14 protein-coding genes and 1 pseudogene are annotated in these 15,147 nt (G+C 68.5%); 7 read left to right on the forward strand and 8 right to left on the reverse strand.

Annotated features, from left to right (window positions below; translation table 11 throughout):
* Nucleotides 1-507, forward strand: a 507-nt coding sequence (locus tag ACFZDJ_RS25200; protein ID WP_391061740.1) for a methyltransferase domain-containing protein, incomplete at its 5' end; no start/stop codon positions are given.
* Between the two features lie 327 nt (nt 508-834).
* On the opposite strand, the gene ACFZDJ_RS25205 is transcribed toward ACFZDJ_RS25200, so the two are convergent.
* Nucleotides 835-1,650: an SAM-dependent methyltransferase gene (locus tag ACFZDJ_RS25205; RefSeq protein ID WP_391062464.1), complete on the reverse strand. Its 816-nt coding sequence runs from the start codon at nt 1,648-1,650 to the stop codon at nt 835-837.
* Between the two features lie 689 nt (nt 1,651-2,339).
* Between ACFZDJ_RS25205 and ACFZDJ_RS25210 the strand changes: the two genes are divergently transcribed.
* The 3 genes from ACFZDJ_RS25210 to ACFZDJ_RS25220 all read left to right on the forward strand — a co-directional run bounded on the left by ACFZDJ_RS25210 (nt 2,340) and on the right by ACFZDJ_RS25220 (nt 4,350).
* Complete coding sequence (locus ACFZDJ_RS25210) at nt 2,340-2,558, forward strand: hypothetical protein (RefSeq protein WP_391061743.1); 219 nt, start codon at nt 2,340-2,342, stop codon at nt 2,556-2,558.
* A 346-nt stretch (nt 2,559-2,904) separates the two neighbouring features.
* A complete protein-coding gene (locus tag ACFZDJ_RS25215; protein WP_391062467.1) occupies nt 2,905-3,396 on the forward strand; it encodes a transposase family protein in 492 nt (163 codons plus the stop codon).
* A gap of 333 nt (nt 3,397-3,729) precedes the next feature.
* Nucleotides 3,730-4,350 (forward strand): transposase, encoded by a 621-nt coding sequence (locus ACFZDJ_RS25220; RefSeq protein ID WP_391062470.1) that lies wholly within the window; start codon nt 3,730-3,732, stop codon nt 4,348-4,350.
* Between the two features lie 1,080 nt (nt 4,351-5,430).
* Here ACFZDJ_RS25220 and ACFZDJ_RS25225 read toward each other — a convergent pair.
* On the reverse strand, nt 5,431-5,595 hold the full coding sequence (locus tag ACFZDJ_RS25225) for a DUF5131 family protein (RefSeq protein ID WP_391061746.1): 165 nt from the start codon (nt 5,593-5,595) through the stop codon (nt 5,431-5,433).
* A gap of 118 nt (nt 5,596-5,713) precedes the next feature.
* Nucleotides 5,714-6,613, reverse strand: coding sequence for an alpha/beta fold hydrolase (locus tag ACFZDJ_RS25230; RefSeq protein WP_384924704.1), 900 nt, complete (start codon nt 6,611-6,613; stop codon nt 5,714-5,716).
* 84 nt (nt 6,614-6,697) lie between these two features.
* Between ACFZDJ_RS25230 and ACFZDJ_RS25235 the strand changes: the two genes are divergently transcribed.
* Nucleotides 6,698-7,177 carry a MarR family winged helix-turn-helix transcriptional regulator gene (locus tag ACFZDJ_RS25235; protein WP_384924706.1) on the forward strand — a complete coding sequence of 160 codons (480 nt, stop codon included), beginning with the start codon at nt 6,698-6,700 and terminating at the stop codon, nt 7,175-7,177.
* A 333-nt stretch (nt 7,178-7,510) separates the two neighbouring features.
* Complete coding sequence (locus ACFZDJ_RS25240; RefSeq protein WP_390937435.1) at nt 7,511-7,729, forward strand: hypothetical protein; 219 nt, start codon at nt 7,511-7,513, stop codon at nt 7,727-7,729.
* Between the two features lie 283 nt (nt 7,730-8,012).
* Here the strand turns inward: ACFZDJ_RS25240 and ACFZDJ_RS25245 are convergent, their stop codons facing one another.
* On the reverse strand, nt 8,013-9,518 hold the full coding sequence (locus tag ACFZDJ_RS25245) for a transposase (protein WP_391061749.1): 1,506 nt from the start codon (nt 9,516-9,518) through the stop codon (nt 8,013-8,015).
* Nucleotides 9,519-9,903: 385 nt separating this feature from the next.
* Between ACFZDJ_RS25245 and ACFZDJ_RS25250 the strand changes: the two genes are divergently transcribed.
* Nucleotides 9,904-10,572 carry a Type 1 glutamine amidotransferase-like domain-containing protein gene (locus tag ACFZDJ_RS25250; RefSeq protein WP_391061752.1) on the forward strand — a complete coding sequence of 223 codons (669 nt, stop codon included), beginning with the start codon at nt 9,904-9,906 and terminating at the stop codon, nt 10,570-10,572.
* 148 nt (nt 10,573-10,720) lie between these two features.
* Here ACFZDJ_RS25250 and ACFZDJ_RS25255 read toward each other — a convergent pair.
* From ACFZDJ_RS25255 to ACFZDJ_RS25270, 4 genes and pseudogenes are all read right to left on the reverse strand, one after another.
* Nucleotides 10,721-10,879: pseudogene (locus ACFZDJ_RS25255) on the reverse strand (IS5/IS1182 family transposase); the annotation flags it as partial.
* 451 nt (nt 10,880-11,330) lie between these two features.
* A complete protein-coding gene (locus ACFZDJ_RS25260; protein ID WP_391061755.1) occupies nt 11,331-13,676 on the reverse strand; it encodes an FtsX-like permease family protein in 2,346 nt (781 codons plus the stop codon).
* Nucleotides 13,673-14,365 carry an ATP-binding cassette domain-containing protein gene (locus ACFZDJ_RS25265; protein WP_391061758.1) on the reverse strand — a complete coding sequence of 231 codons (693 nt, stop codon included), beginning with the start codon at nt 14,363-14,365 and terminating at the stop codon, nt 13,673-13,675. Before ACFZDJ_RS25265 ends, ACFZDJ_RS25260 begins: the two co-directional genes overlap by 4 nt.
* Nucleotides 14,362-14,886: a helix-turn-helix transcriptional regulator gene (locus ACFZDJ_RS25270; RefSeq protein ID WP_391061761.1), complete on the reverse strand. Its 525-nt coding sequence runs from the start codon at nt 14,884-14,886 to the stop codon at nt 14,362-14,364. Before ACFZDJ_RS25270 ends, ACFZDJ_RS25265 begins: the two co-directional genes overlap by 4 nt.
* Between the last annotated feature and the right edge of the window lie 261 nt (nt 14,887-15,147).

Consider the following 15,147-nt stretch of genomic DNA (forward strand, 5'->3'; position numbering starts at 1 on the left):
CGAGAACCGGTGTACCTACGGCTGGCCGACGGGCGCCGCATCCGGATGCCGGTACACCGCTGGCACGAGCAGCCCACGGCAGCCGACAAGACCGTGCTGAAACGGTGCAACGGTCCCGTCCTCGACGTCGGCTGCGGCCCGGGCCGCATGTGCAGAGCACTCCTGAGCCGGGGAGTCTTCGCCCTCGGGGTCGACATCGCCCCTCGCGCGGTCGCACTGACCACCACTCTGGGCGGGCTCGCACTGTGCCGATCGGTCTTCGACCGACTGCCGGCCGAGAGAGGCTGGCAGACGGTGCTGCTCATCGACGGCAACATCGGCATCGGAGGCGACCCTCAGGGCCTGCTGCGCCGCTGCGGCGAGCTCGTCGCCCCCACCCCCGTCAGCCGAAGCTGGTACGACATGGCGGCCACTCGCCCTCCTCTCGCGGCGCGACCTTTTCATCATGCAAGGTTGTGTCCCATCTATATACGTCCATCCCCTGGTTTTCCGCCGTCGCCTGAATGACCTCCGGGCCCCAACCAGCACCCGCACCCCGGACAGGCCGCCCGCCCTGCGGTCGTACGGGCCTCGACCCGGACGACCGTGTCGATCACCCCGACCGATTCCACCAACACGCCCTCGACCGAGGAAAACAGCAGCTCGTTCAACTGCGGCAGCACTTCGTTCACGGCGAAGGACTGTCGACCACACCACCATCCAGCCAGGCGATTTTCGGGCGAACTTTAGTGGTCGTAGGCGCTCAGTGCGCGCATGACTGGCTGGCCTCGCATGAACCTGGCTCCACTCATCAGGCCCCCTTGGAATCGATCATCTAGGGAACCGGGAGGCGCCCTACCGGCGGACCGCCGAGATCAGCCCGCCGGGCCGCTCCTCGCGCTGTGGCGGGGTGCTGATCGGGCGGCCGTAGGCGGCAGCGCGCTCGCGCAGGGTGTGGCTGTCGGCCTCCCAGCCGTGCCCGGCCAGCCAGCCCACCGGGTCGTCGGGCATCTCCGAGACCCACATGGACGCCGCCGATCCCGGCGCGGCGTCCGCGCCGAAGCGCTCGATCACGCCGCGCGAGCCCAATGTCAGCCCCATCCGACTGCCTGCCGCCGACTGCGTGCTGATCCGGGCCAGCAGCACCTCCACCGCGTCCTCGGGCAGATAGATCAGCAGTCCTTCGGCGATCCACGCGGTCGGCACGGCCGGGTCGTGCCCTGCGGCGGCCAGCGCGCCTGGCCAGTCCTCACGCAGATCCACCGCGACGGTGATCCGCTCGCAGCGCGCGACGGCCCGCTCCTGGCGCAGCACCGACGCCTTGAAGTCCAGTGGCGCGGCGGTGTCGACCTCGAACAGCCGGGTGCCCTCGGGCCAGTCCATCCGGAAGGCCCGGCTGTCCATGCCGGCGCCGAGCAGCACGACCTGCCGGACCCCGGACGCGGAGGCCTGCTGCAACAGGTCGTCGAGGAACTTCGTCCTGATGACGATGGAGAACGAAACGGCCAACCGGCGCCGTCGCGCGGCCTCGTCATCGGGCAGCGGCGGCGAGGAGGGCCACAGGCCGCCGGCGGTGGCGAAGGCCTGTGCCAGTGGGTCGCGGAACAGCGCGTTCTCCCGCTCGGTCTCCAGCGCCCGCACCCTGGCCACCCCCACCGCCGTGGCCCACACCCCCGACGGCTGCACCCGCTCCTGCTCATCAGCCACCGAGCCAGCCTAGATGATCGATTCCAAGAGGGCTGATGAGGGGAGTCATTCGGTGACCCGTTTCAAGGTCAACACCGATGGGACTTGATGTCCCACGGATGTGCGGAAATCGGGTGTGGACCGTGCGGCATCTGGAGTTGGTCCGCAGGACGCCCGGGATGAGGTCTGAGCGGTGGGTGCGGGGCTCAGACTGTGCTGGTGGCCGTGGCGGCGCATAGGGTGGTGACGGCTCATCCCGCGCTCAGGGGTGGGTGGTGTGCCGGGAAGTCTGATGGGCGACGCATCCGTCGCGCCCGGAAGGCTTCCCGTGCAGCTCAGGCCCCCTCCCCGCCATCGCGTCCGGACCGTTGTCCGGCTGCGGGGGGGGCTGGCTTCCAGCAAGGCGCCTCGCGTCCGCAGGAGACTCCTGAGAGCGTTCACCCGGGCCCCCAGCGTCATGGAAGTGGACCTTGGCAATGTCCCCTATCTCGCCCCTGAGGTGCGGGGACTGTTGTTGGCTGCCGCTGCCTCCGCCCGCCGTTCCGGAACATGTTTCGTCATCACCATGCCTCGCCCCTCAGCCTGCGTGTGCTGGATGAGCCGGGCATGCGGCGCCTCACGGACGCGCCACTTCCTCCCGGCCCGTAGCTTTGCAACGAGACAAGAGTCTGACGATGCCATCCCCAGACGCACCGTCCACTCCGCCTCCGCCCACCCCGCAGGAGCGTGCGGTCCAGGAGGTCCTCACCTGCTTCGACGCCTATGCCCGCATCCGCGCGTCGCGTGACAGCCTCCTCTCTGCCTCCCGCGTCCGGCCGCGCGAGGAAGAACGCGCCTTCGACGATCTACAGCAGGCCATCTCCCGGCTCCGCACCGCTTCCCGACCCCGGTAGGACCAGAGGGGAAGACGTCTGGAACGGGCGGCCCGCCGTCTCTTCCGCGGCTCCGGCCACTGCCCGTCCAGTGCCCGCCGGACCGTCCTCCACGTCACGTTGTGCCTGCGCAGCAACGACCGCAGCGACATACCCAACCGGTGATCCTGACGGATCGCGGCGTACAGATCGACCTTCGACTGCGAGTTCCCCATGAGGCCGTCGCGGAGGGTGATGGCCGTGTTCGAGTGGGGCGTAGTGCGCCGGGGTGACTGCTCTTGCTGACGCGCCTGTCCTCTCATCAGTGACGCTCTGTCAGCTTTGGGTTCGGTCGTGGCGGGCGGGGCATGCGCGCGGACGGTCGGGCATGGACCTCGAAGAATCCTGGACCGCGTTGGTGTTCGCGGGCCCCGACGGTGAACTCGCGATCAAGGTGGTCCGGTCGTCCCTGGGTCTGGCGTGCCTCATCGGGTGGAGCCGGACAGCGAGTGAGGGGTGCCCGGACTGCGGACTGTGTTGCGAGCGTGTTCATGACCGCTATCAACGGCGGGTTCGTGATCTCCCTCTGGGCGGCCGGCCTGTGGTGATCACTTTGCTGATTCGCCGTTTCATCTGCGACAACAGGCGTTGCGCGAGACGGACGTTCGCCGAGCGGTTTACGCGGCTGACCACTCCGTACGCTCGCTGCACGCGGCGCCTGGGCGCCTGGCTGGAGGTGATCGGGTTGGCTCTCGCCGGCCGGGCCGGTGCCCGGCTCGCGAAGTCCTTCGGGATCGCGGCAGGCCGTATGACGTTCCCGCGGCGGGTGATGAGCTGCCCGATCCTGAGCGCGGGTGCCGCGGGTCCTTGGCGTCGATGATTTCGCCACCCGTCGCGGAGCTACGTACGCCACTGTGATCACCAACGGTGAGACGCACCAGGCCATCGATGTACTGCCAGGCCACGAGCCGAACGTAAGCGGGTCGCGCACGCCCAGGGCCACGAGCTGATCGCCCAGGGGCACAGCCTGCGGGCGATTGCCCGGCACCTGAAATGGGGCCAGACCACGGTGTTGAGGTACGCGCACGCCGCCCGCCGGCAGGACATGATCGTCGGGATACCGCCGCGTCCGAGCAAGCTCGACCCCTACAAGCCCTATCTGCAACGCCGTTGATCAGAAGGGTTCACAAACGCCCTCGCCCTGCATCGCGAGATCACCACACAGGGCCACCCCGACGGATACGCCTCCGTCCGCGACTACCTCGCGGCCTTCCGCCCCAAGGCCGGCACCCCGCCCCCCGCGCCGCCAAGCTTCCGCCGGGTTACCGGCCGGCTCACCCGCCACCCCAGCACGCTCAGCGAAGAGGAACATCGCCACCTCAAGGCAATCCTGGCCCGATGCCCCGAGCCGGAGGCCACCCACCAGCACATCCGCGACTTCGGCGAGATCCTCACTTGCCGCCTCAGCACCCTGCTCCCCGACTGGATCGACGCCGTCGTCGGGGACGACCTGCCCGGACTGACCGGGTTCGCCCACAGCATGCACAACGACTTCGACGCCGTCACCGCCGGCCTCACCCCGGAATGGAGCTCCGGCGGCACCGAAGGCGCCGTGAACCGCATCAAAAAGATCAAGAGGCAGCTCTACGGACGTGCCGAATTCGAACTCCTCCGCAAGATGATCCTGCTCTCGAAACCCTCCGCGACGGCTCCCCAAGATCTGTGCCAGACCCCAGATCCCACCGACAAAGCCACGCGGGCGAAGCGGTTGGCCGCCGCGGCGGAGCCGAGGACCTCGGGCTCGGCGGGACGGCCCACAGGCGACGTCCCCTGACGGCCTGAGGCCACGGCGCAGTGACATCAATTCTCATCTACGAAGCCAAGCACCCATCCACACAGGCGAATGTCACCCGAACGGCCTACAGGCTCCCGCCTCGGGCATGCGGTGCTCACCCGTTCAGCCCATGCTGAGTCTGGACCTTCTGCCGCCGCGCCGTTCCCGTGATCACCGCTTCGCAGGGAGGCATCGTGGTCGTGCTAGCTCTGCTCGTACCGGCAATACTCCTACTCCTGATGCTGGCGCTGGACATCTTCGAAGACCTTCTATTCGCCTCGCCATCACCGCGCCCTCCGGATGACAAGCCCCCGGAGCAGGTCGACAGCCACGATCTCGGACAGTGAGAATTCCCTGGCTCAGGCGCCTCGGTCGTTCGAACTGGCGGGGGCGTCCGCGCCGTTGGGTGTGGTGTCGCTGGGGCGGTCTGCGCAGCAGCGTTGTTTCTCTGCTGTGGTCATCGGGGCCGGTGCGCTGATAGATGCGGTCGGAGAGGGACAGGGATGCCTCCTCGAGGCGCTCTGGATCGGCGTCCTCCGCGCTGTTCGCGCGCGGCTGCGGCTTGGCGGACGGGCGGCTGCCGGGGATGAAGAGGGCCCTGCCGATGCCTACGGCGACTGCGGCCGTCGTGATCACTCCGATGACGGCGCTGGCACGGACGTACCGATGGCTCGCATCAGGGTGTTGAGGCCGTTGGCCGCGCCGATCTCCGAGACCGGGACCTGGACCGCGCCGACGATCAGCGCGGGCAGGGAGGAGTAGGCGAGGCCATGTGATCTCGTCGAGATGTGCGGGCCCGTCAGCCGAGCCTGGTGTCGTCCTGCCGACCAGGATGTCGCGCATCAGCCGAAGGAATCCGGCGCCGCGCCGTCCGTGCGGCCAGCCCCGAGGGATCATCGCGGGCTCGGCGGTGCTGTGGGCTGGGCTCCGAGGACTCCGCGGGCTCGCAACTCACCGTGGTCTGGCAGATGGACGCCGGGCAATGCGTCGAGAAGGTCGGCCTGGGCGATGGGCTGTGCGTGTGTCGGGGTTCGTCGCGGCTGCTGTCGCCGTCATCGGAACGCCGATCTATGACCGCACTCAGCCTCGCCCAGCGGCTCGCCGGCCACCGCACCCCTTCGAGACGCGGTCGCACCCTGTGGTCGGGTTCCATGTCGCCTCGGTCCACTCGATCGCGCTCGCGCCGAAGCTGCGGCTGCGGCTGGTTGATGCGGGATCCGCATCGGGAAAAATCTGCCTCTGCACGAGAACCCCCGCGCAGGCCCGGATGCCGAAACCCGGGCATGGACGGGGACGCCGGCCAGATCCCAACCACCGTAAATCCGAACGTCACGACGTCGGGTTGGTCCTTTGCGTTGGTCGCCTAGAACCGTTGGACGGCGTCGATGTTTCCGACGAATTCGAGAATGGCCTTCGCCAGCTCGTCGGGAGCCTCCATCGCGGCGTAGTGGCCGACCCCGTCGAGAGATACCGAGCTGACCTCGGTCGCCGCCGCGGCCTGCGTCATGGTGGCGGCCGTGAAGGAGCGTCCGCCGGCGCCGACCGCGAGCACAGGTACGGTCAGGCCCGGCGCGTCGGCGAGGGCCTTGATCTCGGAGCCTTCGCGCAGCATCGACCGGTAGAGGCCGATCGCTCCTCGCCAGCCGTCGGGCCGCGCGTAGCTGCGGACGAATTCGTCAATATCGGCGTCGGTGCTCGCATCCGGGGTCGCGCTCGTGGCCGAGAATGCGAACTGTCCCAGGAACTCGCGCTCGCGACCGGCCAGCAGCATCTCGGGAATGCCGGGCGCGGCGAGAACGCCGATGTACCAGGCGCCACCGTGGGTGATATCGGCCAGCGCCTCCATGCCGAACCCGGGCAGTCCCGTCTCAATCGCGATGAAGCTGAGCACGTCTTGCGGGTGCGTGGTTGCGAGTCGGAACACAGTCGCTCCGCTGATGTCCTGTCCGGTGAGATGGACCGGGCCGACGTCGAGTTGTTCGATCAGAAGGTGCAGGTCCTCGGCCGAGGTGGCGCTGTCATACTCGCCCGGCCCGTTGCCGGAGTCGCCGAAGCCACGCAGATCGACGGCGAAGACACGGTGGCGCTCGGCGAGCAGCGGGATGAGCTTGTGGAAGGCCCACCAGGTCTCGGGGAACCCGTGGACCAGCAGGATCGGGGTTCCGCTCGTTCCCGCCGCGACGTAGTGCAGCGTGGTTCCGTTGACCTCGACGCGGTGGTGCGTGATCCCCGGGAGTGTGGCACCGGCCGGTGTGGCGTTCATCGCGTCTCCCTATTTTCGACAACCTTGTTGTCTATGACATGAGACAACAAGGTTGTCGTTGTCGAGTGGTCGTATTCTTCTTCCATGCCACGATCCGGTGCTGACCTCGCACTGCTCCTGCTCGGAGGCTTCCGCTCGCTGGCGGACGCCGCGACCGCCGAACTGGCCCGCCGTGGCTACGAGGACGTGCGTCCCGTCCACGACTTCGCCATGCGGGCCATCACCGCCGGCGCGGACAACGCTTCAGAACTGGGCCGACGCCTGTCGGTCTCCAAGCAGGCGGCGGCGAAAACCATCGCGGCGCTGCAGGAGCGCGGATACGTGGCACGTGACACGGACCCCCTTGACGCCCGCCGCAAACGCCTTCAGGTCACCGCACTCGGCTTCGAAGTGCTGCGACAAGGTGAATCGATCTTCGACGAGTTGCGCGACCAGTGGGAGCGGCAGATCGGTTCCGCCGAACTCGCGAGCCTTGAGACGCACCTGGCCACACTGGTTGGCGCCCTGCCCGTGCGCCTGGATGCACCGGGCTGGATTGCGCATGACCTCGGCGGGCCGGCCTAGCAGTCGTCCTGCCCACGACCGCGCGCGCCTTGGCGGTCGGTGTCGCCGAAGATTCCATCCGCCCAGGCCGAGAACTGTCGATACGGCCGCCCGCAGGCATCCAAAGGTGGAGTCCCTCCCCGCGTTCAGATCTTGCTCTTGACGCCACTGCGCGGAGTCAAAACAGACCTACCACCGGAGTCCGTTGTCACTGACGCAGCCACCGCCTCGCGCGTGCAGCGTCGCGCACTCACGCCCGATGTCCGATCCCGTTGTCACGCAAGCGTGTGCTGGCGGAGTGTGAATAAACGGGGAGCGCACTGGCCTCGGCAACCGGGACAGCGGGACGCAGCGGTGTACCGGCAGGACGCCCGCCGGCTGTTGCACGACGGGGAGTTCGACAAGGCAATCGGCAGCGCCCGCCAGGCGATGGAGCGGATCCTCGCGGTGACCGACTGGCCGGCCATCAGCAAGAACGACGATCTGTTCCAGCGCAACCAGGCGCAGCGGTGGCGCGCGATCACAAGGCGGCGTTCGACCAAGCATCGGGTGCCGAACACGCTGATGAGGTGACCAAGGACTTCAGCTACAGCCGTGGGGAGGCCGAAGCCCTGATCGGGATGGCGGTCAGCCTCGTCCGGGCCGTCCCGGCCCACGGCGTCTGACGCTCCGTTGCCGGGCCCGGCAGCTGCTCCTGTCCGGTGGCGGTCCGGCTGGATTGCAAGCTGAGGGGCGGCATGACAGGAGGACAGTAGTCCTCCCCGCGCAGGCGGGGATGAGCCGAAGCCGACGTTGTACTGTGCCCGCGCAGGCGGGGGTGAGCTTGATTCTGTCGGGGATCTTGGTGACGTCGAGGTCAACTACTGGTGGCTCGCCAGGACTTCAGTCGAGGGATCCCGTGCTGGTCCAGGAAGTTCTGGAATGCGGTCGGTGGCCGGGACCGGGGTACTTCGTCGGTCGGCGGCAGACCGCTGAGGCGCTCGATGTTCACGGCGATGGCCGTGAACATGTGCTGTAGGTGGGCCTTCGGCTGTCCGCGGTAGCGACAGCGGCGCATGCCGTGTCCATGGGCGAACTCGTTGACGGTGCCCTCGACTCCGGAGCGGACCGCATACCGGGCCTGCCAGTCGGGCGTCTGTTGCTCGGTATGGACGCGGACTTGCAGGTCGAGGAGTTCTCTCGGAGGAAAGCCCACGTCCCGGGCGCTGTCGCGGGAGGCGGTGCACCGGGCGCGGACCGAACACGGCTGGCACTGGCTCTTGGTGACCTTCGCCACGATCAGCGGCGCCGCGTGGGTGAGGAGGTCGGGTAGGGGCCGCGCCGGCTGCTGCTGACCTGGCCCTGGGGGGCAGGTCACCTGTCGGCGGTCGAAGTCGATGAGGAAATCGTCCCGGCCGAAGCCCTCGTTCCTGCGGTGCTGGCGGGTGGAGTTGCCCGGCAGCGGCCCGGTGAGGGTGACCCTGTGCTGGCGGGCGGCCCGCTCCACGTGGACCAGGGAGGTGGAGCCGCCGTCGACCAAGTGCTCTGCTGGCAGCAGGCCGCGGCGCCCCAGCCGGGTGTGGATGCCGGGCAGGGCCTGGGCGTCGTATGTAGTGGCCGCGGTGGTGGCCACATCCGTGATCACGTTGACGCCGTCGCGGGTGCACGTTTCGGTGAGATGCGCGACGAACCCCTTCCAGCGGGTGGTCTGCCCGCGACGGGCATAGCGTGCCGTGACGTCGTAGGGCGAGACGATTGCCGAGGAGGAGGGCGGCAGCCCGCCGTCCTCGGCTGTGCGCCAGCGCAGACGGCCCGCCGCGTCGCGATAGTAGTTCTGCACCATGATCTCCCGCAGAGCCTCAATCTGGGGACCGAATGCGCGGCCTGCCCCGTGCTGCCGGACATGCTCCAGCAGCCGGCACGCATCCTCGCCAGTGGTGTTGATCCTGGTCTTGGGCCGGGTGGGGTTCTTGCCCAGGCGGACCGGACGGTCGTAGCGGCGCCCCCACTCCTCGTCGACCAGGCCGTCCAGCAGGTGCGGGGCGGTGCCGGCGAGTTCTTCAAGCGCTGCCCACACCGCCTCGGTGATCAGCTCCAGTAGGGTCAGATCGCGCACCGCGGCCAGGACATGGGTGGAATCGGTGCGCTGTGTGGTGCGTTCGCGCACGAGCCCGGCGTCCTTGAGACGGGCCAGCGCGAGGTCCAGATGTCGGTCGGCGCGGTCCCCCTCGGCGAGGCGCTCTCGGAAGTCGGACAGCACGCTGTGGTGGAAGCCGGGATCGTCGAGCTCCAGCGCGAGGGCGTATTTGAAGTCGAAGCGGCAGCGCACCGCCTCGGCCGCCTGCCGGTCGGACAGGTTGAGCAGAAACTGGAGCACGCTCACAATGGCGAGCTGAGCGGGCGAGAGGCCCGGACGCCCATCGCGCGGGTACCAGTCAGCGAAATCCTCGTCGTTCCACAGTCCCTCGAGGCGGTCACGTACCCATATCGCCGTCGTACCGCCCGGGTTGCTCGCCCGCGCAACCTGCGCAGTCAGAGACGGGACTTGCTCACCGGAACGGGGACGGAGGGACAACGAACACCTCGCCAACTGGATCGGTCTTCGAAACAGCCCCGAGCATGCCCGCTGATCATGCTGGCGCACCGGGAAACTCCAAGATTCCCGACAGAGTCAAGTGAGTGCCTGTTCCTGATGCGGCCATGCCATGACGGTATTGGTGGATCTGGGGTTCGTTGCGCGCGCCCGTCAGCCGTGCTTGGCTCGCCCGATGAACCTTCTGTTGACGGCGAGTGGTCTGCGCAACGAGACGCTGCGGGATGCGCTGCGGGACATGCTGGGAAAGCCGTTCGGATCGGCGAACGTCGTGTACGTTCCCACGGCATCAGTCGCCGAGCCCGGGGACCACGGGTGGTTCGTCGCGGACATGAACCGGCTGCACGGCCTCGGCTGGCGGGAGTTCGACGTCCTGGAGCTGAACGGCCTGCCCCGGCAGATGGTGCTCGACCGGCTGCTCCACGCCGACGTCATCTATGTCGAGGGCGGCAGCCACTACCACCTCGCGCGCAGCATCACCGGCAACGGCCTGGCCGACGGCTTCCTGGAGGCGCTGGAGAGCCGGGTCTATGTGGGGATGAGCGCCGGATCAATGATCTTCAGCCGTCATCTCACCGGACACTCCGCCGACGTCATCGGGGACACCACGGACCTCCACGTGCTCGGCGCGACGACCGTGGAGCCGCCGTTCGGCCTCTTCGACTGGTATCTCAAGCCCCACCTGTACTCGCCGGATTTCCCCGAGCGGGACGACGCCTGGGCTGATCGCATCGCCGCGCGGGCGGACTTCCCGATCTACTTCATCGACGACGAGACGGCCGTTCGCGTCAGGGACGGCAAGGTGGATGTCATTTCTGAAGGCCGGTGGCGGTTCCATCCGTGACTCAACGCGTGGTGGGGAGCCCCGGACAGGGCAGTGCCGCGCCCAGGACCGCGCTGATGCGGAGCTGCCGGGGTGAGCGCCTGCGTCAGGCGGCTTGCGCGAGGTAGTACGAGCTGACGTCGCGCCGTTCGGCAGGCCGGGTCGAGCGGCGGGTCAGACGCCTCGTCATCAAGGTGACGGCCGCCCACGTGATCAACGATTCGCTCATCTCAGGGAGCCGTTCATGGTCGCGGCAGTGCCGGCGGGCCCTCATGATCCACGACCGTGATCGTTCAACCACCCAGCGGCGAGGAAGGACGACAAAGCCCACGGCTCATCCAGCACTCCGAATCGCTGATCACCTGGGCCGCCATCACACTCATGACCAGGCGAATCACCCGCCGAAGCCCCCGCAGGAGCGGACAGTCGGCATCCCGCGAAGCCGACCGGGACTGATCATTCTCAAGGTCAGGGCCATCACCTTGGCTTTGACGCGGCCCGAATCGCCGCCTGAGCCGGCCAGGCTGCTCGGCGCTGTCGGCGATGCTCGATGCCTGCTCTGGGTGACGCAGCGAGCCGTTCGGCCGCAGAGCTCTGCCTGGTCGCTGTCGGCAGGCTCCCGGCCGACGCCGTCCGATGGCGTGCTCGCCTCGACTGCGGATCCTGCTGTGCGCCGAGGTTGCCCTGACGTGACGGTGCTGATGCCGACCGGGCTTGCCTGCGTGCAGGGGTGGGCTCTTCCTGGCAGGAGGAGCCCACTTCGGGGGATGTGTGAGGGGTTATTCCGTGCGCAGGCCTTCCGGGCGCATCATGCGCAGCAGCGGCGGCAGGCTGAGCAGCGTGACCACGCCGACCACGGCCGCGCCCACGCCGGTCATGGTCAGGACGCTCGCCCAGTCCATGGCCACCGGTGTACGGGTCATCTTCAGCAGCACCGAGCCGAGGGTGATACCCACCGTTGTGGCAAGTACGAGGCCGAGTCCGACCGGGAGGGCCGTCTGCCACAGCACCGACAGGCTTAGCGTGCGGCGCCGGGTGCCGAAGGCGACCAGCGCGGAGAGCAGCTTCCTGCGCTCGCGCAGGTGCTCCAGCTGGGAGACCAGCAGGCTCGCGCCGATCAGTGCCAGCACGAAGGCGGAGCCGACGAACAGGCCGGTGCGGATGGAGGTGTACTTGACGTTCTCCTGGGTCGCCGACCAGCCGAAGGTTTGTGCCAGGGGGTCGATGCGGGCGACGACGTTGCGTATGTACTCCCGTGAGTCCGGCACCGACGGGTCCAGACGCAGGTAGACACCGTCCGAGAACACCGCGGGCGCGGCCTTGTGGGGCAGGGCGGCGGGAGTGACCAGCAGACTGGTGTAGTCCTGCAGTGAGTCCTTGCGCGCGTTCACCTCCCGAACGTTTGCCGGAACGGTCCAGGGCACCTCGAGGCCGCGTTCGGCGCCGTCGTACGACGGGTCGATGTAGAGCTGACGACCGGGCTTCACCAGGGCGATTTCGGATGCGTTGCTGGGGTCCGCATAGCCGCTCCGCGTTCGCGTGATGAACACGTCACCGTCCTTGCAGGAGGGCAATGTGGCGAGTTCGCGCAGGGCGGCGCAGTTACCCACGGTCAGGCCGTTGCTGTTCTCCGGGTCGCGACGTGAGTCCCCGTACTGGGAGCGGGCCAGGGCCACCGCGGCCCGGACACCCTTGGTGCCGGTGAATTCGCGCTCGATGCCGGACAGCGGCTTGGGGCCGCTGAAGTCGACCTGCATCTGGACCCGGCTGGGGTCCTTGCCGGTGTTCTCGGTGTACTGGCTCTGCGTTCCCGTGAAGAGCATCTGCAGCGCGATGGCCCCGGCCACCGCCACGGCGATACCGTTGACCATGCGGGCGGCAGTGCCGCTACTCAGCTGCAGCCGTCGCACGGCCAGCTGCCAGGACAGCGGGCCCTTGCCGAGCCGGACGACGACCGCCTCCACGACCCAGGGCAGCAGGGCGGTGATGCCGATCAGCAACATCAGGACGCCGCCGATGACGAGGTACTGGTTGAAGTTTCCGTTCTTGTGGCCTTGGCCGATCATCGGGTAGAGCATCGCGAGGCCGGCCAGAGTCGGCAGCAGCCGCCACCACAGTCGGCGGCGGCTCGGCTTGGCCGCGCGTACGACACCGAGGGGTTCGACGACCACGCCGCGCATCGCGAGCAGCGTGACCAGCACCGCGGCGACCGGCACCGTCACCGCGACCAGCGCGGCAAGCGCGGGGGTGGGGTCGAGGTAGCTGGGCCAGACGCTCACGCCCAGCAACTCGCCGGTGCCCAGCTTCTGGCGGCCGAGCAAGAAGAAGCCGGTGCCCACGGCCAGGCCGAGCAGGGCTCCGGCCAGCGCCTCTCCCGCCGCGATCCGCCGGGTCATCCCCCGGTCGGAGCCGACCAGGCGCAGCGCGGCGAGGCGGCGGTCGCGGCGTTCGCCGCCGAAGCGGACGGCGGCGGCGATGAACACGGCGACCGGCGTCAGCAGCACCACGAACACGACCAAGACCATGAGCAGCAGCACCGGGTCGGTCTTCTCGGGCGTCGCGTCCGGTTTGCCGAACTTGGCCAGCCGCGTCACCAGGGAGGAGTCCGTGAGCTTCAACCCCGAGGCGCCCGCGTAGTAAGCCAGTTCGTGCGAGCCGATCAGCCCGCTCTCGCCGATCGTGCCGGTGATCTTGTACGGCAGGCGCTCCCGCAACAGTTTCGCGTCGTCCGAGTCCAGCAGGTCCTTGAGCGCGGAGGAGACCACCATCTCGCCCTTGCCCGGGAAGCGGTCGACCCCCGGGGGCAGCGGCGCCCGCCTGCCCTCGGGTTCGACGAACCGGCCCTGGATGTCGTCGTCGTGCCAGGTGGTGTCGGCGTCGGCGATCAGGAGAGTGTTGTCGGCCTTGGGCGGGACCGTCCGGGAGTACACGTTGGCGTAGCGGGCGTCCTCCACCTTGCTGCGGGAGGCGAACACGTTGGGCATCGCGGTGCACAACAGGAGCAGGGCCACGCCGAGGCCGACGCCGACCGCTGTCAACGTCATTCGGGCCCAGCCCTCGCGGCCGCCGGTGACGGCGAACCGGGCTCCCATGCCCAGGTCTCTGGACCACTGGCGCGGACTCATATGGCGCGCTCCATGTCCCGGGACTTGCCGTCGCGTACGACGATCTCGCGGTCGGAGTAGGCGGCCACCCGTGTCTCGTGGGTGACAAGGACGACTGCGGCGTTGGTGGAGCGGGCCGCGTCGGTGAGCAGTTCCATCACGCGCTCGCCGTTGTAGGAGTCGAGCGCGCCGGTCGGTTCGTCGGCGAACAGCACCCCGGGGCCGGTGACCAGCGCGCGGGCCACGGCGACGCGCTGGCCCTGGCCGCCGGAGACCTCGCCGGGCCGCTTGCCCTTCAGGTCGTCGACCTCCAGGCGTTCCATCCAGCCGAGCGCAGCCCGCTCGGCTTCCTTGCGGGAGGTGCCGTTCAGTCTGAGCGGCAGGGCGACGTTCTCCACGCAGGTCAGTTCCGGCACGAGCTGCCCGAACTGGAACACGAAGCCGAACTGGGAGCGGCGCAACGCGCTGCGCTGGGCGTCGCTCATCGTCGTCACCTCGCGCCCGTTGTAGGTGATCGACCCGGAGTCGGGCGGCAGGATGCCCGCGAGGCAGTGCAGCAGCGTCGACTTGCCGGAGCCGGAGGGGCCCATGACGGCGACGACCTCGCCGGGGTGGATGGAGAACTCGGCGCCGTCGAGGGCGTGGGTGTGCCCGTAGGTCTTACGCAGGTCCTGCGCGGTGAGCAGGGAACCAGGGGGAGAAGTCGTCATCGGGCTACAGCCTCACGGAGTTTGTCGAGTCGGGCGGCGGTCAGCTCCAGCCAGCGCAGGTCCGCCTCCAGGTGGAAGAGGGCGTGGTCGCAGATCAGCTGGTCCGCCAGATCGCCCTTGCGCTTGCGGTCGGTCAGGATGCGCATGCTGCGCAGGTGCTCGGAGCGTTGGGTGTCCAGGATGTCGGCGGCGTCCCGGTGGGTGAGCAGCGCGAGGACGACTTTGGTGTAGAGGGCCGACTGGAGGTACTCCTCCGGCTTCTGCGGGGTCGCGAGCCACTGCTCTACGTCGGTGATGCCGGCGTCGGTGATCGCGTAGCGCTTGCGCTCCGGGCCGCCGCCGACCTCGATCCCGTCGACCTCGACGAGGCCGTTCTTCAACAGCCGGGACATCGTCGAGTAGACCTGGCCGTAGTGCAGCGGCCGGTCGTGACCGAACGTCTCGTCGAAGGCCCGCTTCAGGTCGTAACCGTGTCGCGGGCCGGACTCCAGAATCCCCAAAAGGGTGTGACCGATGGACATGAGCACACTATACACACCATGTATACGCGGCGTGTATACGCGGCGTGTATACGCGGCGTGTATACACCGAGTGTGAAGGTCGTGACGGGGTGTACGACAGTGCCTCACGGCGACGGATCCGGGACCAGCTGGTGAGTGCCGGCCGTGGCGCCGGACCCGTCGCCACTGGGGGATGTACGGACGGCCCCCACGGGGCGGGCGAGGGCTTCCGAACGGCTTTCACCGTAGACACGACCGCCCCCACCACAACACCCCGACCAG

Origin of the sequence: Streptomyces sp. NPDC007896 (genome assembly GCF_042959425.1) — a bacterium.
Taxonomy (GTDB): Bacteria; Actinomycetota; Actinomycetes; order Streptomycetales; family Streptomycetaceae; genus Streptomyces.

Coding starts and splice junctions, on each gene's coding strand:
- ACFZDJ_RS25265 (WP_391061758.1), bottom strand. CDS start 14,365: ATGACGACTTCTCCCCCTGGTTCCCTGCTCACCGCGCAGGACCTGCGT.
- ACFZDJ_RS25215 (WP_391062467.1), top strand. CDS start 2,905: ATGGACCTCGAAGAATCCTGGACCGCGTTGGTGTTCGCGGGCCCCGAC.
- ACFZDJ_RS25270 (WP_391061761.1), bottom strand. CDS start 14,886: ATGTCCATCGGTCACACCCTTTTGGGGATTCTGGAGTCCGGCCCGCGA.
- ACFZDJ_RS25230 (WP_384924704.1), bottom strand. CDS start 6,613: ATGAACGCCACACCGGCCGGTGCCACACTCCCGGGGATCACGCACCAC.
- ACFZDJ_RS25250 (WP_391061752.1), top strand. CDS start 9,904: ATGAACCTTCTGTTGACGGCGAGTGGTCTGCGCAACGAGACGCTGCGG.
- ACFZDJ_RS25235 (WP_384924706.1), top strand. CDS start 6,698: ATGCCACGATCCGGTGCTGACCTCGCACTGCTCCTGCTCGGAGGCTTC.
- ACFZDJ_RS25210 (WP_391061743.1), top strand. CDS start 2,340: ATGCCATCCCCAGACGCACCGTCCACTCCGCCTCCGCCCACCCCGCAG.
- ACFZDJ_RS25260 (WP_391061755.1), bottom strand. CDS start 13,676: ATGAGTCCGCGCCAGTGGTCCAGAGACCTGGGCATGGGAGCCCGGTTC.